General features: G+C 68.1%; 17 protein-coding genes and 1 pseudogene. 14 read left to right on the top strand and 4 right to left on the bottom strand.

Annotated elements, in window-relative coordinates; all coding sequences use genetic code 11:
• Window positions 1–32 precede the first annotated feature (32 nt).
• The 8 genes from ACM9NP_RS02475 (at window position 33) to ACM9NP_RS02510 (ending at window position 11,373) form a co-directional block, all read left to right on the top strand.
• Window positions 33–2,297 (top strand): DUF4135 domain-containing protein, encoded by a 2,265-nt coding sequence (locus ACM9NP_RS02475; RefSeq protein WP_415644903.1) that lies wholly within the window; start codon window positions 33–35, stop codon window positions 2,295–2,297.
• Window positions 2,284–3,414, top strand: a complete 1,131-nt coding sequence (locus ACM9NP_RS02480) for a cupin domain-containing protein (protein ID WP_415644904.1) — start codon at window positions 2,284–2,286, stop codon at window positions 3,412–3,414. Before ACM9NP_RS02475 ends, ACM9NP_RS02480 begins: the two co-directional genes overlap by 14 nt.
• Window positions 3,411–4,643 carry a cupin gene (locus tag ACM9NP_RS02485; protein WP_415644905.1) on the top strand — a complete coding sequence of 411 codons (1,233 nt, stop codon included), beginning with the start codon at window positions 3,411–3,413 and terminating at the stop codon, window positions 4,641–4,643. The genes ACM9NP_RS02480 and ACM9NP_RS02485 overlap by 4 nt, the downstream gene beginning before the upstream one ends.
• Window positions 4,644–4,833: 190 nt before the next feature.
• Window positions 4,834–6,027 carry an NUDIX domain-containing protein gene (locus ACM9NP_RS02490; RefSeq protein ID WP_415644906.1) on the top strand — a complete coding sequence of 398 codons (1,194 nt, stop codon included), beginning with the start codon at window positions 4,834–4,836 and terminating at the stop codon, window positions 6,025–6,027.
• Between the two features lie 396 nt (window positions 6,028–6,423).
• Window positions 6,424–7,818: a hypothetical protein gene (locus ACM9NP_RS02495; protein WP_415644907.1), complete on the top strand. Its 1,395-nt coding sequence runs from the start codon at window positions 6,424–6,426 to the stop codon at window positions 7,816–7,818.
• A complete protein-coding gene (locus ACM9NP_RS02500; RefSeq protein ID WP_415644908.1) occupies window positions 7,718–8,527 on the top strand; it encodes an HAD hydrolase family protein in 810 nt (269 codons plus the stop codon). Before ACM9NP_RS02495 ends, ACM9NP_RS02500 begins: the two co-directional genes overlap by 101 nt.
• A gap of 502 nt (window positions 8,528–9,029) precedes the next feature.
• Entirely contained in the window at window positions 9,030–10,259 is a 1,230-nt protein-coding gene (locus ACM9NP_RS02505) for an MFS transporter (protein WP_415644909.1), read from the top strand.
• A 370-nt stretch (window positions 10,260–10,629) separates the two neighbouring features.
• Window positions 10,630–11,373 carry a DedA family protein gene (locus tag ACM9NP_RS02510; protein WP_415644910.1) on the top strand — a complete coding sequence of 248 codons (744 nt, stop codon included), beginning with the start codon at window positions 10,630–10,632 and terminating at the stop codon, window positions 11,371–11,373.
• 166 nt (window positions 11,374–11,539) lie between these two features.
• Here ACM9NP_RS02510 and ACM9NP_RS02515 read toward each other — a convergent pair.
• From ACM9NP_RS02515 to ACM9NP_RS02530, 4 genes and pseudogenes are all read right to left on the bottom strand, one after another.
• The coding region (locus tag ACM9NP_RS02515) for a LuxR C-terminal-related transcriptional regulator (RefSeq protein WP_415644911.1) at window positions 11,540–12,067 on the bottom strand (528 nt) is incomplete at its 5' end.
• 5 nt (window positions 12,068–12,072) lie between these two features.
• Window positions 12,073–12,145 (bottom strand): annotated as a pseudogene (locus ACM9NP_RS02520) (DNA-binding response regulator); the annotation flags it as partial.
• Window positions 12,136–13,287 carry a sensor histidine kinase gene (locus ACM9NP_RS02525; RefSeq protein WP_415644912.1) on the bottom strand — a complete coding sequence of 384 codons (1,152 nt, stop codon included), beginning with the start codon at window positions 13,285–13,287 and terminating at the stop codon, window positions 12,136–12,138. The pseudogene ACM9NP_RS02520 and the gene ACM9NP_RS02525, both read right to left, overlap by 10 nt.
• An 81-nt stretch (window positions 13,288–13,368) precedes the next feature.
• Window positions 13,369–13,659 carry a hypothetical protein gene (locus ACM9NP_RS02530; RefSeq protein ID WP_415644913.1) on the bottom strand — a complete coding sequence of 97 codons (291 nt, stop codon included), beginning with the start codon at window positions 13,657–13,659 and terminating at the stop codon, window positions 13,369–13,371.
• 235 nt (window positions 13,660–13,894) lie between these two features.
• On the opposite strand from ACM9NP_RS02530, the gene ACM9NP_RS02535 reads away from it, so the two are divergent.
• The 6 genes from ACM9NP_RS02535 (at window position 13,895) to ACM9NP_RS02560 (ending at window position 20,799) form a co-directional block, all read left to right on the top strand.
• On the top strand, window positions 13,895–14,245 hold the full coding sequence (locus ACM9NP_RS02535; RefSeq protein WP_415644914.1) for a hypothetical protein: 351 nt from the start codon (window positions 13,895–13,897) through the stop codon (window positions 14,243–14,245).
• 500 nt (window positions 14,246–14,745) lie between these two features.
• Window positions 14,746–15,810 (top strand): BMP family lipoprotein, encoded by a 1,065-nt coding sequence (locus tag ACM9NP_RS02540; RefSeq protein WP_415645089.1) that lies wholly within the window; start codon window positions 14,746–14,748, stop codon window positions 15,808–15,810.
• Window positions 15,811–16,029: 219 nt separating this feature from the next.
• On the top strand, window positions 16,030–17,544 hold the full coding sequence (locus ACM9NP_RS02545; protein WP_415645090.1) for an ABC transporter ATP-binding protein: 1,515 nt from the start codon (window positions 16,030–16,032) through the stop codon (window positions 17,542–17,544).
• Complete coding sequence (locus ACM9NP_RS02550) at window positions 17,541–18,863, top strand: ABC transporter permease (protein ID WP_415644915.1); 1,323 nt, start codon at window positions 17,541–17,543, stop codon at window positions 18,861–18,863. Before ACM9NP_RS02545 ends, ACM9NP_RS02550 begins: the two co-directional genes overlap by 4 nt.
• A gap of 4 nt (window positions 18,864–18,867) precedes the next feature.
• Entirely contained in the window at window positions 18,868–20,142 is a 1,275-nt protein-coding gene (locus ACM9NP_RS02555) for an ABC transporter permease (RefSeq protein WP_415644916.1), read from the top strand.
• 255 nt (window positions 20,143–20,397) lie between these two features.
• Entirely contained in the window at window positions 20,398–20,799 is a 402-nt protein-coding gene (locus tag ACM9NP_RS02560; RefSeq protein WP_415644917.1) for a cytidine deaminase, read from the top strand.
• Window positions 20,800–20,807 lie beyond the last annotated feature (8 nt).

The following is a 20,807-nucleotide window of genomic DNA, read 5'->3' on the forward strand; positions in this document are numbered from 1 at the left end:
CGTCACAACCGCTTTCGGAAGGTACGCAACAGTTGTCGCTCACCGTGATCTGGCGCGCGCCGGACGCCCCGCCGACGGCCACCGAGTCGGCCCGCCGCTGCGCCGAGACGTTGCTGGCCGACGGCGCGGAGACGGCGTTGCCGTTCGCGACGTTGACCGACGCCGGGCGCCTGCTTCGAATCGCGCCCCCGTCGGGCGCCGTCGACACGTTCGCCCGATGCCTCTCCGTCCCGGCCTTCGGTCCGCTGCGGGCACTATGCCGGCGCGTCGACGACTGGTGCGTCGGCACCGGCCGTGACCGCGCCGAACTGATCGGCCCGGATGTCCTGACGACACGCAACGGGGCCCTTTTCGGGCCATTGTGGTCGGAGGCCTTCGGGATTTGCGCGGCGAACCGGCATCCCGACGTCGAGGGCTTCGTGGCCCGGCGTGGCCGGTGGTATCTGGACTGGCTCGGCGACTTTCTCGACCGCTTCGCCCGCGATCGCGACCGCTTCACTGACCACCATGGACCAATCCTCGCGTTGTCGACGCACGGCAACGAGAGCCACAACCACGGTCGCCGTGTGCTTCGCGTCGATCTTGACGGCGGCGCCCTCGCCTACAAGCCACGCCCCGCTCGCGCCGAGGCGCTGATCCTGGCGGACGGTGGCGACTCGCTGTTCGGTCTGCTCAACGGGCTGCCGTCCGAGCACGGCGACGTCGATCTCCCCCAAATGTCCATATATGACGGAAGTGGCGAGGACGGTACCGAGTACCTCTGGCAGCGTTGGCTTTCCGTCGCGCCGTCGCGGCGGCTGACGGACGGTTCCGCGCTCCTCGGCACCGTGCTCGACGAGGACGAGGCGGCCTGGTTCCACAAGCGAGCGGGAGCGCTCGCGGCGGCCTGCGTCGCGTTCGGCGTCGGGGACCTCGGGGAGGGAAACCTCCTCGTCGCTGACGACGGCGACCAGCGTCGGTACGTGCCCGTCGACCTGGAGATCGTGGCCCGTCCGGCGCCTCGCCTGTCCGATACCGGGCTGGTGCAGTCGGACGCGACCGACACCCACCACGTCGGCTTCGAGAACCGAGCGCGCGAATGCGGACACGAGGGCGCTCCGGCCTTCCTCGACGTGACCGGCGATCGCTGGACTCTCCGCTTCGTCGATCGGCCCTGGCAACGCGACCACAGCGCGATCGTCGTCGCCGACGAGGACGGCGACGTGGGATATGGGCCGTACCTCGACGACGTCGTCTCCGGCGCCTTCGGCGTGTGGGCGACCCTGTGCCGAAATCGCGACACGGTCACGGAAGCGGCGACACGTCTGCTGTCTAACACGCCGATTCGAGTCCTTCCGCGCTCCACCGCCGACTATTCGGACGCCTTGGCACGCTGGACCCTGCTCGGCGAGCCCCTCGATCCCTCGTTCACCGACACGGAACTCCGACAACTGCACGCGGGAGACGTCCCCTACTATGTGTCCGATGTCGACACCGGGGTGATTCGCTATCTCTCGGACGACGGTTGGGTCCGCGCCGACGTCGACCGTCCCGCGGACGCGCCGGACGCCGACACTCTCGCCGGAAAGCATTGGGATCTCACGAGTCTCGGACCGGTCCTGCGCGACCTGATCGCCTTCGCGGCGACCGACGGCGGTGATCGTCCGCCTGTCGACTCGATCAGTCTCCCGTGGCCGCGCGCCGGACACGTCCTTCACTACACATGGGACGACGCCATGATCCGGCTGCGTCCGGAAGCCGTGGAGGCTTTCTCGTTCGAGGACGAGCGCGCGGCGATCGCCCGGCGTCTGTGCCGTCTCGACGATGTGGACGCCGTGCTGCGGGCCGAATGGGTCGACAGCGACTTCGCCCCCGGGGAGACGGCCGACCGGCTGCGGGCGCTCACCAGTGAGGGTCTGCGTTGGCTCGAGACCGTCGTGGACCTTCACGGCTGGCCCGATGCCGAACTGGTGGGGCCCGACGCCAGCGCGGCGGCCTGTCGCCTCGTCCAGCACGCGGAGGGCCAGCTCGCTCGTCGCCTACGGATGCTGGCGGCGATGCGCGCCGCCGTCCGGATGGAGGCGATTCCCGCCTCGGAGCTCGCCTACACGGAGGACGCGCTGCTCATCGCGCGCGGACTCCCGCAGCGGTACGGCACCAAGTTCGCTCGCGAGGGCGATCGATTCGTACCGCATCCCGTCTCCGATCCGGACTCGGTGGACGAACGACGGCGCGAGATGGGTCTCGAATCATTGGCGCGGTACGCCGAGAGGATTCGGCGGCGCTTCGACAAGGAGGACACCAGTGACCCCACATGAGGACCTCACGACGGCGTGGCTTGCTTCCGCCGTCGCGTTCGTCCGGCTCGACGAACCGGCGTTGCCGAGCGACGCGGTGTTCGAGGCGATCGTCGACGCCTGCGCCCCGTTCCGACGCGGCATGCGGTACTCCGTCGTCCCGGCGGTCACATTGGACACCGAGCGTGGCCGGGTTCCGGACGTCTCGGACCTGGTGCCGAAACACGGTGAGAACCTCGACGGTTATCTGTCCTCGATGAGCGAGCGCGGCGAAGGCTGGGCGCTCACCGTGACCGAGCCCCTGTTCGACCACTACGCCCTGTGGGCTCTGCTGCGGAAACGACTCTCGGCACTGTGGATGGAGGTCGGACATCCGATCATGCCCGTCGGCACCGAGGTGATCCTCGCCGACGGCCACGGAGTCCTCCCGGTCGCGCCCGTCGACGAGACCACGATGTACTTCGGGCTCTCCGGCTCGACCGTCATCGAGATCGGGGACGACGCCCACCCCCTCGACGCGGGTGCCGTGCTCGTGGCACCGGCGGGCACGCGCCCGCGACTCGCCTCGGCCGCGGCCTCGATGGTCGCGCGCGTCCGCGTCCTCGCGAGGGGGAGCGCTCCGATCGTGGAACTCGTGGACGTGTTGGCCGCCAACGCCGACGCGTTGGGCGACGGAGCCGTGGCGTACCGACCATGGGACGACTCCGACGGTGAGCTTCCGGGCCTGTTGGACACCGAGCCCGTTCTCCTGGCGGAGGAGGTCGCCGACGCGAGCGTGCTCGAACGCTGGCAGGCGGTGCAGTGGCTCGGCCGGGTCAGTTCCGCGGGTCTGGAGCCGCCGCCCTCGCCACGCGAACCCGAGGCACTGGATGACGATGACGTGCTCGCGCTCGTCACCGACGTCCACATTATTCCCGAGCCGAACTCTGACCGTTCACTGTGGGGTGTCAACGGACAGGTCTTCACCGTCACGGGCACGATTCCCGGGACGGTGCTGGATCGACTGCGCGCCAAACCGACCGCGACGGTCGAGGAGTTGTGCAGCTACGCCGACGGCGAGGACAACGGCGCCCTGCCGCTGCTCTACCGGCTTTACGTGATTCGGGCCATCGACCTGGTGGAGAGGCGGAACGCATGACCGGGTACGACATCGAGGATCGGCTGGACTGGGACCGATTCGCGACCCGCTATTGGGGGCGCCGTCCGGTTCGGTACCGCGCGGCGGTTCAAGGTCCGACCGATATGGATACCGTTTACTCGGCGGTCCTCGCCGCGTGCGCTCCGACGCCGGACGGTCGGATTCCGTCGATCATCCAGTTCACGAGCGGCAATCGTCGTCGAGTCGACGCGGCGCCGTGGTTGCCGACGGCGACCGACGTCGATTTCGCGGCGTACGGCGCGCGGATCACCGACCTGCTCGGCGGTGAGGCGTACGCGTTGACCGTCAACGGCGTCCACATTCCGTCGGCCGCGCTGTGGGACAGCCAACGTCGATTTTTCGGCGAACTGTGGAAGCGGGTCGGCCTGCCCCGCACCAGCGCGATCACGACCCTCTTCCACGGCAACTACGCGTACACGCCCGTCGGTGTCCACAAGGATCGATTCGCGACCTTCATGTACGTCCTATCGGGACGAAAGCGGATGCGCATGTGGCCGAAGCGGCCCTGGGATCACGACGCCACGACGATCACCGACTACCGCGAGCACCACGACTCGTCGATCTCGATCGACGCGGACGCGGGGGATCTCGTCTACTGGCCCTCCAGCTACCACCACGTGGGCGAGAATCTCGGCGAAGAGCCCGCCACCAGCATCAACGTCGGATTCCCGTGGGAGGGTCATCGGACGATCTACGACCTGACCGAGCTCCTGTCGACGTCCTACGCCGACGATCTCATCAGTCACGCCACCGCACTAGGCACCTCGGTGCCCACATGGGACGGGCCATGGAACGTGCCCTTCGATCAGCGGTCCGCGCGGTCGACGCTCGCCTCGGCCCGTCGGCTCGCCGAAGGCGCGATCGTCGGGAGCTCCACGAGGACGAGGCGGATCACGGTGGCGTTGGCGCGCCACACCGCCGCGGGCTTCTGGCCGACGCCGCGGCCGTTGCCCGTGCCGACACTCACCGGGGCCGAATCGGTGCACGGCACGGCGAGACCGGTCGTGTGGTCCGCCGTCGGTGGTCGTACCTGGTACTCGGCGGTGGGGCAGGTCGCCTCGACGGCGCTGCCCGGTTCGGAGCTCGATCGACTCGTGGCGGCGCTGCGCTCCGACGCCCCGGCCCGGGTCGCCGGGCTGGCGCCGGACGCCGAGACGCGCGAGGTGCTCGCCCGCCTGGTCTCGTGGCGGGCGGCGATTCTGAGCTGACGCGGCTGCGCCCGGCTCCCTGATCTCCGTGGCGTGAGTCGTCCGGACGTCCCCGGGATGGCTAGGTCGACACCGCTTCGGGGGCGCCACGCGACCCCTCGACGCCGGGGTCGACGCCCGTTCGCGATGGTCCCGACGTCCGTGCCACAGCCCGTCCGCCTCGCGACGGTGCGGCCTCTATCGTTGCGGGATGACAGTGGAACCTGGGGCCGTCGTCGGATCGCGCGAGCGGCGGCTCGGCATCCTCGTGGACGAGCTGCGCGCCGACGTCGCCAATGGACTGCACTACGATCCGGCGCCGGGGGACAAGGAGCGCTTCATTGAGCTCAGGGACCGCGTCGCCGCCCTTATGTCCATGATAGACCTTCGAGACGCGGACACCCTCGGTCGGATCTTCGCCGCCGACGGTGGACCGCGCACCCCGCTGCTCGGCGTCGTGCTCGTCCTCAGCGATCAGCGGCGCGGTCTGCTCCTGCGGATCGGCGACGACGGCATCGCACGGGCGCCCCGGGCGTTCGTCGACCCCGCGATCGATCCGGAGGCGGCGGTGAAACGGCTCGCCGCGTCGGTGCTCGGTGGTGAGGAGGCCCTGCCGGTGCCGCATGGCCTGTGCGACAGCATCGCGGCGGGTGTACCCCAGGCGCACACCTACTATCTGACCTATGTGGTCGATGTGACCTTCATGGACACCACGGGCCTTCCGCTGGTCGAGGTCGACCGGGCCGAGGCCGTCGACCCGCTGACCGAGTACCTCGTCGCGGGCGCCGAGCGCACCGTTCTGGAGGTGCCGTTCGCACCCACTCCCGAGGTCCGCGACGAGTTCGGTCGGATCCGCGCGATCGCGGCGGCTGGCCGGGACGCGACCGCCGACCCCTACAACGTCAACCGCTTCGGCCGCGTCGTCGAGACGATGGACCAAGTCCTCGACAGCATGGACAACGACACTCCCTTGAGGCGCCACGACTTCGGTCTGCTCGACGTCGTCACCCCCATCACGGCGGCCGAGACCCTGATCCTCGACGAGAGGGCCCGGGTCCTGCTGATGCGGCGCGCCGACACGGGGGAGTGGGCGATGCCCGGCGGCGCGTGCGAGGTCGGGGAGACCTCGGCCGCGACCGCGGTGCGGGAGACGGAGGAGGAGCTCGGCATCCACGTCGACATCGAGGGTCTGGCGGGCGTGTATCCGAACCGGCAGGTCGGCGTCGACGACGAGTGGGTCCTGTTCCTGTACGTCGGACGACTCGCGGACGCGTCGCAGAAGCCTCAACGGACCGCCGAGGCCGCCGACTTCGGTTGGTACGCACTCGATCAGCTCGACGACCTGCGCATGTTCCCCGGGCATCGCGTCAAGATCGAACGGGCCGTTCGCGCCGCCACCGGTTGACGTTTCGGTTCTTTGGTCCCGCTCGAACGGGGCGGTGGTCCCGTTTCGCGATGTTCGACGACCAGGCCAATGAGGACACCGGGAATTCCGAACGCGGGCACGAAAAAGCCGAATGGCCACGGGGGAAGCCATTCGGCGTAGGACAGATCACATCACGCGAGAACCGGTCCGCGCATAGTACTTTCGGTTGATCGAAGTCGTCCTACCGGTTAGGACGACCCGCCGATTCCGTTAAGTGCCAGGTCAAAACGGGGCACTTCACGGTCACTCACTCCACTGTGCGCAATATTGGCACATTCACGCACCGGCCATGGCGAGCCTCTTGGTGCGGGAAGCTCCATTCCTTCCGCACCGCACCGCCGACGCCGCTTCCGTCGATGCCGTAACGTCGGGTCCATGACCAGACCGTCAGCGGCGATCCGCCGCGCCTGGGGCGTCGACGGCGACCCCGTTCTGTTGGACGGTGGCCAAGGAGTGACCTGGCGCGTAGGGGGCCTGGTCCTCAAGCCGGGCTGGGAACCCGAGACGACGTGGCGAGCGGCCGTCCTGTCCCGACTGACCACAACGGATCACTTCGCGGTGCCGGAACCGATGCCGACCCTCGACGGTGCCTGGTGGCAGGACGGATACGAGGCCTGGCGTTTCGCGGACGGCGCCCCCGATCCGTCCCGAGTGGATGACATCGTGCTCGCCGGACTCGCCTTCGGGGACGCGTTGCGCGCCGTGCCTCGGCCGTCCTTTCTCGACGATCGGGACGATCCGTGGGCCGTGGCCGACAGGATCGCCTTCGGTGAGGCGCCTCCGCCCGAGCTTCCCGTCGTCCTGAGACTGCTCGACGTCGCGGGGCCCGTGACCACACCGTCCTCCCTGATCCACGGCGACCTACTCGGCAACGTCATGTTCGCCCCCGGTCGTCGACCGCTCGTCATGGACTGGCCCCCGTACTGGCGTCCCCGTGCCCACGCGTCGGCGGTCGCCGTCATCGACGCGATGTGTTGGCACGGCGCCGATCCCTCCGTCCTGGACCGTTGGTCGCACCTACCGGAATGGAACGGCATGTGCGCCCGAGCGCTGGTATTCCGCATCGCGACCGATCGGTTGGCCGCCGCGACCGGGGCCGAAGTCCACCCGGCGTACGCGCGCGCGATCGACGCCGTGCTGGATCGGGCGGCCCGGGGCGCGGCCTTATTCGGCGCGCTGACGACCCACGCGCGCGTTCGCGAGTCTCGGCCCGCACCGGGGGTGGCTTCGCGGGATCGGTCGGCGGAGCAGCGCCCCGGTCCGGGCGTTGGTGTCCCGCTTTCGATCGGGCGCGGGCCGCGCGTGCGCGGATCTCGTGATGTGACTCCGCGGTTCGGACGCCACCGCTGCTCTCGGGCCGCGCGTAGGAGGTTCGTCCTGCCGGAGCGGTTCCCGCATCGGCCTTCGTGTGTGCCGCGGCGAAACGAAGCGACGACGCGATCGAGGGCCGTCGTCGCCGCCTCGATCCGCCGAGTCGGCCATGAGCCTCCAATAAGGGGAGTCGAATCCGTCTCGCCCGCTCGCCCGCTCGCCCGCTCGCCCGCTCGCCCGCTCGCCCGCTCGCCCGCCGGGCGGCCGGGGTCAGGCCGTGCCCGTGTACCCGTCGGCCTTCACCGCGGGCATCAGCTTGCCCGCTCGTCATCGCCTCCGGCCGGGCACAATCGGGGGTATGCCGCCCCGTTTCATAGCCACCGACCTCGACGGCACCCTGCTGCGCGACGACCGCTCCGTCTCTCCTCGCACCGCCGCCGCGATTCGCGCCTGCCGTGATCGCGGCATCGTCATGGCCGCCGTCACCGCGCGTCCCCCGCGCGTCTTCGACGAGTTCACCGAACTGCGCGACCTCCTCGATCTGGCGATCTGCTCGAACGGTGCGCTCGTCTACACCTTCGACGAACCGCGTCGTGTCCACTTTCGCGGTGCCATGTCCGTTCCGGTGGCGCGCAAGGCCTGCGCCGCCCTGATCGCGGCGATTCCGGGTGTCACCCTGGCCGTGGAGACCGGTTTCGTCGTCGTCGGCGAGCGCTCCTACGTCCGCACCGATCGCATCGGAGAGGCGCGCGTCGTCGTTGATTCCATAGAGGATGCTCTCGTGGAGGCCGATCAGATCGCCAAGCTCCTGGCGCACGTGCCCGGCGGTGACGCCGACGAGATGTTGGCGGCGGCCACCTCGGCGGAACTCGGCGACGTGGTGGTCAGCCACTCGGGCGGGCGCGGACTCCTCGAGATCGCGGCGGCGGGCGTCAGCAAGTCGATCACCCTCGGTCAGGTGTGCGTCGAGCGCGGACTCGGCGCGTCCGATGTGATCGCATTCGGGGACATGCCGAACGACGCCGACATGCTTCGCTGGGCGACCACGTCGTACGCGATGGCGAACGCGCACCCCGCGGCCAAGGCCGCGGCCACCGACGTCACTTCGAGCAACGAGGAAGACGGCGTCGCGATCGTCCTCGAACGCATCCTGGGACACCACACCTAGGTCTCACCCGCACAAGTCCTGCTCGTCCCCGACTCCAACACCGAGGACCTCCGCGACCTCACGCAGTGGATTACGGACCACCAGACAGCCCCGTCCGTCTACTTCCGCTTGGTTGGGTAAAAACTCCGCTTGGTTGGTCAAATTGCGAAAACACGCCTAATTCCGACATTTGCCCAACCAAGCGGGACTTTTGCCCAACCAAGCGGAGAACGTCGTTGGTCGGCACCGTCTTGCCTCGTGCTGTTCGTGCTGTTCGTGCCGCACCGCCCAGTAGCGGTGCGTGCCGCGTATGCCGTTCCGGCAAGCGAGCCGTGTCGCGCGGCTTCGCGGTGGATCGGTGATCGTCGTCTCGTCCTCGTCGAATGATCGAGTGAGAACACCTGTGGCGCAACACATCTCCGCAGCAAGGTCGGAATCGGGGCGGGATTTTCCCGGGCGAGGGGCCGTCGAGGTGCGGTAGCCTTCCAGCCACTGATCGCCTTCTTTACACAAGGATCCCCGCTTGCGCCTGTCTCTTCGGCCGACCGCGCCCCCGCGACTCGTCCACGCCCGTCTCGGTGTGTTCGGGTGCTTCGCGACCTCCGGCCTCGTGATGGGCGTGTGGGCCGCCAACCTGCCGTCCCTGGACGAGCGGCTGTCGCTCGGGCCCGCGCGGCTCGGCACCGTACTCCTACTGGTCGCCCTCGGCGCGCTCCTGATGATGCCGATCGCCGGACGCCTGTGCGACCGCCTGGGCAGTCGCACGATCGTCCGCTTCACCGGGCCGCTGGCCGTCCTCGCGCTCCTGGGGCCCGCGTTGGCGAACTCGTACCTCGTCCTCTGCGTGGTCGCCCTCGGCTACGGGGCGGCGATCGCGCTCGGCGACGTCTCCATGAACGTCAACTCCGTCGAGCTCGAAGCACACTATGGACGCCCCATCGTCTCGGCGTTCCACGGCCTGTGGAGCATGGGCGGAGCGCTCGGCGGCGCGTTGACCGCGCTCGGTCTGTATCTCGGGCTCGGCGGACAGACCATGCTCACCGCCTCAGCGCTGATCGGTTTCGTCGTGTTCATCGCGTGCGCCCGGCCCTTGCTGCCCGCACCGCTCGTCGCGGCGGAGACGACGGCGGGTACGGGAGGCTCCCGTCGCCTCGCCACCGGGCTCGTCCTACTGCTCGGCGTCGTCGCCCTCGCCGGGCACCTGAGCGAGGGCGCGGCGATCGACTGGGCCGCCTTCCACACCAGGCAGGTCCTCGCCAGCGACGTCGCCACCGCCCCGATCGCCTACACCGTCTTCAGCACCGCGATGACGGTCGTGCGACTGTTCGGCGACCCGATCCGGGAGCGGTTCGGTGCCGCGTTGACGCTGTGCGGCGCCGGAGTGTTCGCCACCATCGGTTACGTCCTCGTTCTCATCGCGCCGCTGGCTTCGGACGCCGCGATCGCCGTCGCCTTCGTCGGCTGGGCGTTCGCCGGGGTCGGGCTCGCGACCGTCGTCCCCGTGATCTTCAGCGAGGTCGGCGCGGCGGGTGGCGCCGAGGTCGGCAAGGCCCTCTCGACGGTCACGGCGTTCGGCAGCGCCGGTCTGCTCGTCGGACCCGCCGCGATCGGTCACCTCGCCGACGCGACCGACCTTCCGACGGCGTTGCTCGTACCGACGGCGCTCGCCGTGCTCGTCGGGGTGGCCGGTCCGTACGCGGTCCGCGCGTTGCGGCGGGATCGGGCCGTCGCCCCGGCTACCGTCGTCGTCTGAGCCAGTGCCGTCGACCCGTCCTCCGGAAGTCGAACGTTCTCGATGTCTCTGGGGTTGTTCGTCGGCCGAGACTGAGGAGAACCTCAGCCTCGATGTCGGTGGCTCGCCCCATGGTCGTGCGGTCCGATAGCTTCTACGGTTGAGTCCGCACACGGCATTCGACGTGATCGCCATGACGGTGAACCCGTCCGCGAGACCCGCCGGTGTGCTGCTCGATGGCGACCAGAGGTTGTCCCGTTGTCTCGGGTCGGGTGAGGCGCTGCTCAGGGCGTCGGTCGGCAAGGCGGAGTTCGCCTTCGGCCGTTCGTGTCTGACGTCGCCGACCGAGTTTCCGGGTAACGGGACAGCCGCTATGCGACGAAGGATGAACATGACGAGTACCGATGGCGTACTGGCCGGCATCACCGACTGGGCCGTCGGCCTGATGGAGACGATGGGGGCGCCGGGAGCGGGCCTCGCGATCGCGTTGGAGAACCTGTTCCCGCCGCTGCCGAGCGAGGTGATCCTGCCGCTCGCCGGATTCACGGCCAGCCGAGGCAACATGAGCCTCTTCGACGCGATCCTGTGGACGACGGCCGGATCCGTGGCCGGGGCGATCGCCCTGTACTACGTGGGATTCGTCTTCGGTCGGGAGCGGATCATCGCGATCGCGACGAAACTACCCCTCGTCAAGGTCTCCGATATCGAGAAGACCGAGGCGTGGTTCGCCAAACACGGCGTGAAGGCCGTCTTCTTCGGAAGAATGATCCCGATCTTCCGGAGTCTCATTTCCATACCGGCCGGTTTGGAACGAATGAAGCTGCCGGTGTTCCTTCTATTCACGACACTCGGCAGTCTTATTTGGAACACCATTTTCATTGTGGCCGGATATCGACTCGGCGCGCATTGGGAAGTCGTCGAGGAATATGTCGGCGTCTATTCCAAGGCGATTGTCATCATCGTGCTGCTCGCCGTCGCCCTGTTCGTCGTACTGCGTATTCGATCGTTGCGTCGAGACAAGAACAACGGCGGCGACTCAAGCGCGCCCGAACCGACCACGCCCGATGTGCCGGGTGGTTCTCACAGCATTGGCGACGGTTACTACCGGTCGAGCAATCAGGGCCCGACCGCCTGACCCGATCGACTTTTCCCGCCCGGCGACGCTCTCACGTCGTCGGGCGTTCGCGTGAGCGTGACCGCCGGTGGTCCACGCGCCGGTGACCGGCCGGGCGAAGCCGCAGCGTGCGACCTCGATGACCGGCGCACGTTCGTCGCGCCGCACACGGGATAACGAACGGCCGCTATTCACCGAAATACCGCAGGACGGCCAAGACTCGCTTGCTGTAGTCCGAAGACGCGGGCAGATCGAATTTGGTGAATATGGAGGCGACGTGCTTCTCCACGGCACTGCGGGATACGTGTAGCCGCCGCGCGATGGCGGTGTTGGTATGACCCGCTGCCATCAGACGCAATACCCGGTGTTCCCCTGGAGTGAGCGACCCGAGAACATCGCTCTTGTCGACGCCGGACAGCAATCGACGGACCACCTCCGGATCGAAGGCGCTGCCCCCGCCGCCCACTCGCGACAACGCGTCGAGGAATTCCGTCACGGCCGCCACCCGGTCTTTCAGCAGGTAGCCGACGCCCGCGATATCGCCCGACAGAAGTTCCACCGCGAACCGCTTCTCGACGTATTGGGACAAGACGAGAACGCCGATGCCCGGATACGCGTCGCGCACGGCGAGCGCGGCGCGCAGCCCCTCGTCGGTGTGCGTCGGCGGCATCCGGACGTCCAGGACGACGACGTCCGGTCGGTGCGTTCCGACGACNTCGNGGCCCTCGTCGATCAGCAGTCGGGCGATGCCCTCTCGCAGCAGTGCCGAGTCCTCGGCCAGGATCACCCGCATCGCATCGTCGCCTCGATTCGCGTCCCCGCTCCGGGAGGACTCCACAGTTCCAATTCGCCGTCGACCGCCGCGACCCGTCGTCTCAAGCCGGTGAGCCCGACGCCGTCGGCGTCGGCCCCGCCGCGTCCGTCGTCGGTGACGACGACGCGCAACTCGGGACCGACGCGTTCGACCGTGACGTCGACGCGCTCGGCCCCGGAGTGTTTGGTCGCGTTCGCGACCGCCTCCGACACGACGAAGTAGGCGACCGTCTCGACTGGTCGGGGCGGTCGTTCGTCGACGCGGATCGCGAGTGTGACGGGGATCGTCGCGCGTTCGGCGAGGGTATCCAACGCGACGCCGAGCACCGACCGGTCGAGCGCCGCCGGGTAGATCCGCCAGGACACGTCTCGCAGATCCGCGAGCGCGGCCAGCGCCTCCCGATGGGCGTCAGCGAGCAGGTCGTCCCGGTCCCCGTCGCGACGGGCCCTGCCGATGAGCATGCCGAGCGCGACGAGCCGCTGCTGGACGCCGTCGTGGAGGTCGCGTTCGATGCGGCGCCGTTCGGTGTCGACGGCGTCGACGACGGCCGCGCGGCTGGTGGAGAGCTCCACGATCCGGTCGCGTAGCGCCTGGTCCGGTCGCGGTCCGAGGAACAGCAGCGCGGTGCGGTGTTCCAGCGTCGCGGCGCCGATCAGTCCGAAGTAGGCGGTGAAGGCGAGGACGAGGCACAGCACGCCGAGGTATCCGACGTTGAAGGGAGAGGGCTCGACGCCGTCGACGGCCGCGCCGATGCTCCACGCGGACAGGGCACGGCCCGCCGTGACCGCCCCGAAGCCCGTGATCAGCACGAGGAGCGCCCCGACGAGCCCGATGGGGGTGCGGGCCGCGATGTAGCGCCAGACGCGGGAGCCGGGCGCTCGTGGCACCGGCTGCCCGAAGCACCGTTCGACCCGACGGATCTCCCAGCCGACGATGCGGTGGGCGACGGCGTCAAGGCTCCGACGTCGGTTCGTTCCCCGGTAACTGGCGGCCAGCAGTGGCGCGCACACGACGAGGACGAGGGCTTCGACGACGGCGCTGGCACCGCCGATCGTGAGGCCGACGAGCCTGGCCGCCCACGCCACGGGGGAGTGGGGCGAGCGTGAGGTCGCGTCGGTCATCGGGCCTGCCGGGTCGGGTGATGGGGCTTTGAGCGGGGCAACGATAGCCCGGCCTGTCAACGTGTCGGCGTGACCGCGTCGTCAGCCGCGCAGTGACGCCGGGGGTCGCCGACCCGGAAGCAGCGCGACGGCCGCGAGCGCCAGGACCCCGACCGACAGCCCGGCCTGGGCCGCGAGCGGGAGGCTTCGCAGGGTCGCGAGGGCGCCTCCGCCGCTGGGCTCGGAATCCTTCGCGGGGGGAGGAGTCGGCGTGTTCGACGACGGTGACGGGCTCGGTGACGGGCTCGGCGAGTACGACGGGACCGGGCTGGGATCCTTGCCGCTGTCGTCGACGAGCCGCAGCTCAGGACCGCCCGACCAGGGGGTGTCCACAAGGGCGGGTATAGTGAGGACACACGCGGCCAGGACACATACGACAACGCGCGCCGCGGTCGCGATTCTGGCGATGATTCGCCACGGCGACCGAGGCGCGTGCGCATCGTTACGCTCGCTCCCCCTCACGCAATAGATGTTAGCCATCGATGAGCGTGAAGGTCGACAAGTATCACGATCAGGTGACGATGATTGACTTCGACGTTACGTAGAAGGTCTGGCATACTTCGCTGTCATGGAAATCCTGCATCTCATCCTCCGCTACGCCCACCTCCTGGGATTCGCGATGATCTTCGGTGGATGGCTGGTCGCCTACCTCAGCCGCCGCTACACCGTCAACGTCGCGATGCTCTGGGGCACAGTCGTTCAGCTCGTCACGGGCATCATCCTCGCGGCGCCGCTGCCGGACCGGGAGGTTCAGCCCGATCCCGCCAAACTCGGCGTCAAGCTCGTCCTGGCGGTCCTGCTCGCCGTCATGATCTGGATTCCGCACCTGAAGAAGCGCGAGTCCAGCTCGAAGGGTCACTTCATCGGCATCGGAGCACTCGCGGCCATCACCGCCGGCGTCGCGACCTTCTGGACCTAGGAATCCGGGCGACTCGGTTCGGCCCGCCCGGACCGAGTCGTCACGGCGAGGCGGCCGTTCGGGCGCCGCATCGTCCGAACTCGACACCATTATGTGGACGATCGGCGGTCCGGACCCGGGACGTCGCGACTCGGCGGGGCCAAAGTGCCCGATGATCATGAGGTGTCGTCCCGTTACGCAGCGAATAGGCCAAGACGGGTCGTCCGATCGCGGCGCGAACGACATTCGTCCGCGCCGCAATTCGTTGCGCCCGGATGTGCGAAAAGAACCGTTCGCGGTCGGCTGCGAACACGAACGATCAAGGCCCGATAAGTGATCGGACCCACTATCTGCCCACAATCGGTCCAATTCTGGCAGACGGTGCTCATTACGGCTTAATAACATCGCACTACAACTTGGCGTCGATGTCGGTGAGGTCGGACAAACCGGTATTACCATCCGTTTCCTAGTGAACCGCTAATCAGCGGTGCCCTCAGGAAGGAGATAGGCCCTTGCGCAGCATGCGTGGGAAGAGAACGGCCGCAATCAGCGTGACATGCGGTCTTGCGCTGTTTGTCGCCGCGTGTGGAGAAGCGCCGCAGGAGGACGCGACCGAGGAGAAGGACTTCAAGGGCTGCATGGTGACGGACATGGGTGGTCTTGACGACCGCTCGTTCAACACCTCGGCCTGGGCCGGCATGCAGAATGCCGAGAAGAAGGACCCTTCGATTCAGATCGTTCCCAAGGAGTCCAAGGCGCAGTCCGACTACGAGACGAACCTGCAAGACCTGATTGCCCAGGACTGTGACCTGATCCTCGCGGTCGGTGGCCTGATGACCGACGCGCTCGCCGTCGTGGCCGAGGAGAACCCGGACCAGCAGTTCGCGATCGTCGACTCCAGCCTGGTGATGGACAACGTCTACGCGATGGAGTTCAACACCGCCCAATCATCCTTCCTGGCCGGGTACGTCGCCGCCGGTGTCTCCAAGACAGGCAAGGTTGCCACCTTCGGTGGGCTCAACATCCCCTCGGTGACGATCTTCATGGACGGCTACTACGAGGGCGTCCAGTACTACAACGAAGAGAACGACACCAACGTCGAGGTCCTGGGCTGGGACCCCAACAAGGGTAAGGAAGGCGAGGGCGTCTTCGCCGAGAGCTTCGACGACACCGGCATCGGCACCGAGATCAGCCGCACCTTCATCGAGCAGGGTGCGGACGTTGTCTTCCCCGTGGCCGGTAAGACCGGAGTCGGTGCCCCGACCGTCACCGCCGAAGACCCCGACCAGCACTCCATCTGGGTCGACACCGACGGCCGCGACTCGGTGCCCGAGTACGCCGACGAGTTCCTGACCACCTCCGTCAAGAACATCACCGGCGCCGTCGAGGACCTCCTCATCGCCGCCGCCTCGGGCAAGCCGCTGACCGGTCGCTCCGTCGGCACCCTCGAGAACGAGGGCGTCTCCGTCGCGGAGTTCAACGACGCCGTGAACGAGGAGCTCACCGAGAAGGTCAACGCCGTCAAGCAGAAGATCATCGACGGCGAGATCGTGATCGAGTCGAAGAAGCAACCGACAGCCGAGTAGGGGTTGTTCCGTCACTGTGGGTCGTCGCCGATCCTTCACGTGACGGAGACCGGCCCCAAGTGTGGTGGTCCTGCCCAGTGTTTCCGTGGAATCACTGGGCGCCAAGGACTGTGACAACTAGGGCTGACTAAGCTCGCACGAATGCGATAACGGGTGGCTCCCGCTACATGCGGGAGCCACCCGCCCTGCGATAACCATCGGGCGCAAAGGAGCGCGACCCTGAGACTCGAACTGCGTGGTCTGACCAAGAGGTTTGGCAGCCTCGTCGCCAACGACCACATTGACCTAACAGTGGAACCGGGCGAGATTCACGCGCTCCTTGGCGAGAACGGTGCCGGTAAATCCACGCTCATGAACATGCTGTACGGCCTGCTGTCCCCCGATGAGGGCGAGATCCTCATCGACGACGTGCCGCAGACCTTCAGTTCCCCCGGAAGGGCGCTCGCCGCCGGTTTGGGCATGGTGCACCAGCACTTCATGCTCGTCCCGGTGTTCACGGTCGCCGAGAACGTCATGCTCGGCCGCGAGTCGACCTCCGGCATCGCCGGAATCCTCGACCGTCGCCGTGCCCGTGCCGCCGTGCGCCGCGTCTCCGAGCAGTACGGACTCGCGGTCGACCCGGACGCCCTCGTCGAGGACATCCCGGTCGGCGTCCAGCAACGCGTCGAGATCATTAAGGCGCTGCTGTCGGACTGCGAACTCCTCATCCTCGACGAGCCGACCGCCGTCCTGACCCCCCAGGAGATCGAGGAACTGCTCGACGTCATGCGCACCCTGCGCGACGACGGCAAGTCCATCGTCTTCATCAGCCACAAGCTCAAGGAAGTCAAGGCGATCGCCGACCGGATCACCGTGATCCGACGCGGCAAGGTCGTCGGCGAGGCTTCCCCCGCCGCCTCCGAGTCCGAGCTGGCCTCGATGATGGTCGGTCGTGACGTCAAACTCAAGGTCGACAAGCGCCCCGCCCGCCCCGCGGAGCCCGTCCTCGAGATCGACGGTCTCACCGTCGTGGACGAACGCGGCACGCACGCCGTCGACGGCCTGTCCCTGACCGTGCGTGCCGGGGAGATCGTCGGCGTCGCGGGTGTCCAGGGCAACGGCCAAACGGAACTCGCCGAGGCGATCATGGCGCTCGCGCCGACGGTCGGCGGCAGTATTCGCATCGACGGGCGGGACCTGGCACACGCCTCGACCAGCGACATCATCGAATCCGGGGTCGGGTACATCCCCGAGGACCGCAGTGTCGACGGTGTCGTCAAGGACTTCTCGATCGCGGACAACCTGATCCTCAACCGGTACAACAAGGAGCCGTACGCCAAGAACGGCGTCCTCAACAAGGCGACGATCGCGCGCAGCGCCGTCGAGAACATCGAGACCTTCGACGTCCGGACCGAGTCGGCGGAGACCACCGCCGGGAGCCTGTCCGGCGGCAACCAGCAGAAGGTGATCGTGGCGCGGGAGTTCTCCCGTCCGCTGCGACTCTTGATCGCCGCTCAGCCGACGCGCGGTGTCGACGTCGGCGCGATGGAGTTCATCCACTCGCGGATCGTCGCCGAGCGGGACGCCGGAGCCGGCGTCCTCGTCATCTCGTCCGAACTGGACGAAGTGCTGTCGTTGGCGGACCGCGTCGTCGTCCTCTACGACGGCAAGATCCACGCCGAGATCAGCCCGGACACCCCGCGCGACCAGATCGGTCGACTCATGGCGGGCGCGGACGCGGAGGAGGCCCGGTGAGCCCACAATCCAAGGACAAACCCGTGAAGAACGAGCGCCCGATCACCGGTGACGGCGAGACCCAGACCACGACCGACCTTCCCCCGGTCCGGGACTCCAAGCCGTCGTTCGGGAAGACCTTCGTCGGGTACGTGACCACCGCCAACAACGTCATGGTGACGATCTGGTCGTTCGTCCTCGCCATGTTCATCGGCGGCCTGATCATCGCCATCTTCGACGACACGGTGCGCAAGTCGTTCACGTACTTCTTCGCCCGGCCAGGCGACGCGTTCGCGGCGGTCGGCAACGCGTTCGGCAACGCCTACGTCGGCCTCTTCGAGGGAGCGATCCTCAACGTCGAGGCGCTCAACGAGTGGATCGCCGGCGACGGTACCTTCGTCCAGGTCCTCCGGCCCATCTCCGAGACGCTGACGTACAGCGCCCCGCTGATCTGCACCGGCCTCGCGGTCGGTGTCGCGTTCAAGGCGGGCCTGTTCAACATCGGTGCTCAGGGCCAGGCCATCATGGGCGCGGCGGGCGGCCTGATCGTCGGCTTCGCCATCGACGCGCCGATGATCATCCACCTGCCGCTGGCCCTGATCGGCGGCATGCTCGCCGGTGCCCTGTACGGCGCCGTGCCCGGTGTCCTCAAGGCACGGACCGGCGCCCACGAGGTGATCACGTCGATCATGCTCAACTACGTCGCCGCGACGGCGCTGCTGTGGTTGATCTCGACGGAGTTCGTCCACCACCCCACCCGCAACGACCCGATCAGCAAGGCCGCCGCCGAATCCGCGCAGCTGCCGCAACTGTTGACGTTCGGTGGTTCCGCCCTGCGCATGAACCTCGGCATCATCATCGCGGTGCTCGCGGCGTTCGTCGTGTGGTGGCTCATGTCGAAGTCGACGCTCGGCTTCCGCATGCAGTCCGTCGGCCTCAACCCCGACGCCTCCCGCACCGCCGGAATGTCCGTTCCCGGCACGTACGCGACGTCGATGTCGCTCGCGGGCGCCTTCGCCGGGCTCGGTGGAGCGCTCCTCGCGCTCGGCATCAACCCGTACGCGTTGACTCCCGACGTCGCCGAACAGATCGGCTTCGACGGCATCACCGTGGCGCTGCTCGGACGCGCCAATCCCGGCGGGATCGTCGCGGCCGGCCTGTTGTTCGGCGCCATGCGCGCCGGTGGAAAGACGATGCAAGACTTCATGCCACTGGACATGGTGACGCTCCTGCAGGCCCTCATCGTCATGTTCATCGCCGCCCCGGCGTTGGTCAAGACGATCGTCCGGCTGCGCACCCCCAAGGGCGGACTGTCGATGATGACGGCGAAGGGCTGGTAAGACGATGACCACGATCGCTGTATCCGAAGCCGCCGAATCCAAAGCCCTGCACGGGTTCTGGACACGGTCCCGCAAGACGGGCCTCACCCTCGCGGTGTTGGGCCTGGTCGTCGTCCTCGTCGGCCTGTTCGGCATCTCCTCCACGGACAGCATCCACCTCAGTTTCAACGTGACGTTGGAAGCGACCCTGCCGGCCATCAACGCCCGGTTGATCATCGTCCTGCTGGGCGTGATCGGCCTCGCCGCCGGCGTCGTCCTCGTCCAGTCCCGGGTGGCCCGCTTCGGCGTCTACACCGGGACGGGCGTCGGGGCGCTCGCGCTGGGCGCGCTGTTCATGGCGACCGCCCCCACCGGCGCCGTCATGCCGCTCGAATCGATGCTCAGCGGCTCGATGTTCCTCGCGCTGCCGCTCATCTTCGGATCCCTCTCCGGTGTCCTGTGTGAACGGTCCGGCATCATCAACGTCGGCATCGAGGGCCAGTTCCTCGCGGGCGCGTTCTCCGGCGCGCTCGTGGCGACGATGACCGGCAACCTGTGGATCGGCGTCCTCAGCGCCTGTATCGCGGGCGCCCTCGTGACGTACATCCTCGCCGCGCTGGCCATCAAGTACCGCGTCGACCAGGTCGTCCTCGGTGTCATCCTCAACCTGCTGGTCGCGGGTCTCACCGGCTACCTGTACGACACCCTCATGGCGCCCGACCAGTCGGCGTACAACAACCCGGGCAAGGCCCCGACGTGGAACATCCCGCTCCTCGGGGACATTCCGCTGATCGGCCCGGTCCTGTTCCGGCAGAACATCTTCACGTATCTCGCGCTCGCGCTCGTCGCGGGCATCTACGTGATGCTGTTCCACAGCCGGTGGGGCCTGCGCACCCGCGCCGTGGGGGAGCACCCCGCGGCCGCCGACACCGTCGGCATCAAGGTGAACGCCCTGCGGATGCAGAACGTCCTCATCGCCGGCCTCGTGTCCGGCCTCGGCGGCGCGTTCTTCACCATCGGCACCGGGCTGGACTTCTCCAAGGACATGACCGCCGGAAAGGGCTTCATCGCCCTCGCCGTGCTCATCGTCGGTCGGTGGAGCCCCCTCGGCGCGTTCTTCGGCGCCCTGCTGTTCGGTTTCGCCGACCGGACGCAGACCTTCCTGGCCGCGGTCGGTTCCCCCGTGCCGACGCAGTTGCTGTCGATGCTGCCGTACCTCGTCACGATCGTCGCGGTCGCGGGTCTCATCGGACGCGTCCGAGCGCCGGCCGCCGACGGAAAACCGTACATTAAGGAATGACCCGGCGCTCGCCTCGATCACCGAGGCGACACCGAGAGCACGTCGACGGCCGGACCGAACACCTCGGTCCGGCCGTCTCTCGGCTGGGGCGCCCTTCGAGTGGCGCCGAGCTGTCGGACCGCCCCACGGGCCCGCTGACAGCCCATTCCGCCGCACCACCGCCCTTCCCCGAGGCCTCGCGTCCGGGGCCCGTTCCCGGCGTGCCGGACGACGCTCGCACCGGCGCGCCACTCGACCTGACCTAGGATCATCCACATGACACACACGATCGACTCCGAAACGTGGGACCGCCTGCGCGCGGAGGCCGTCACCGCCATGCGACGCGCGTACGTCCCCTACTCGAAGTACCCCGTCGGAGCCGCCGCGCTCGTCGACGACGGACGGATCGTGTCCGGGTGCAACGTCGAGAACGCCTCGTACGGGCTCACCCTGTGCGCCGAGTGCGGCCTAGTGTCGAACCTGGCGATGACCGGCGGCGGACGCCTGCTCGCGATGGCGTGCGTCGACGGGGACGGGAACGCCCTCACCCCGTGCGGCCGCTGCCGGCAACTCCTGTTCGAGCACGGCGGCCCCGAATGCCTCATCGACGACGCCACCGGCCCGCAACCCCTCGACGTCCTCCTGCCCCTGGCCTTCGGCCCCGACCACCTGACGTGATCGACGAC

The sequence above is a fragment of the Stackebrandtia soli genome, from assembly GCF_965137155.1.
Lineage (GTDB): Bacteria > Actinomycetota > Actinomycetes > Mycobacteriales > Micromonosporaceae > Stackebrandtia > Stackebrandtia soli.